Origin of the sequence: Vallitalea okinawensis (assembly GCF_002964605.1) — a bacterium.
GTDB lineage: Bacteria > Bacillota > Clostridia > Lachnospirales > PQDH01 > Vallitalea_A > Vallitalea_A okinawensis.
In genome coordinates this window covers 1-849 of the sequence record NZ_PQDH01000059.1, presented here as the reverse complement: position 1 = coordinate 849, position 849 = coordinate 1, and the positions used below count along the sequence as shown (strand labels likewise).

The following is an 849-nucleotide window of genomic DNA, read 5'->3' as shown; positions in this document are numbered from 1 at the left end:
GACATTAACATGGTTGTCCATGCATTTTCACCTGTCATGAAGGAGATAGGCGTTACACCTGATGCTTTGATTTGTTCACAAGCTGCTATAAAGGCATCCCAATCAGCTGGTACTTCATTAACACCTGCATTGGTAAAGATCTCTTTGTTATAGAACATGTACGCATATTTCACATAAGCATATGGAAGTGAAGGAATAGCACCATCTTCTCTGGTGTTAAAAGCTAAAGAGTCTTCCATCATCACTGCTTTGAACTCTGGATCTGCTTCAATATAAGGAGCAAGGTCTAACCAAGCGTTGTTATCCATTAATGTCTTTGTCCACTCTGGATCGGAGTTGTTTGTTTCAAAAAGTGCTGGTAATTTACCACTTTGATAGAGTAACTTGATTTTATCGTTGTATTGCTCACCTGGAATTTCTTCTAATTCAATGCGGTATGTACCTTTGAATTTCTCATTAAATCTTTCTACTTGTGCGCCAAAAGTAACACCTTCGCCACTAGGGCCTGTTCTGTAGTGAGGAAACTTAATTAATACTTCTTCAGCTTCAGCAGTTTCTTTCACTTCTTTATTTTCTTTGGTTGTTGCTGGTGTTTTCGTATCTGTTTCATTTGTTTCTTTGCTACTACACCCTACACTTGCAAATGCTATAACAGCTACAAGTGTGAAAACTAAGATTTGTTTCATGATTTTCATAATAAACTCTCCCCTTTTTTATAATTGTTTTATCCATTCAACCGATTTAGAAAACCAATCGGCGCAATGACTGATGTTTTGATCCTCTTTAAATGATGTTACATCATTTGCCAAGGCAATACCATGAGGTCCTCTTTGATAGATCAATGACTCA

General features: G+C 37.1%; 1 protein-coding gene. It reads right to left on the bottom strand.

Going from position 1 to position 849, the window contains the following annotated elements; genetic code table 11:
- Positions 1 to 695 (bottom strand): ABC transporter substrate-binding protein (locus C1Y58_RS26280; protein WP_157950307.1); only part of this gene is annotated, 695 nt, incomplete at its 3' end.
- Positions 696 to 849 lie beyond the last annotated feature (154 nt).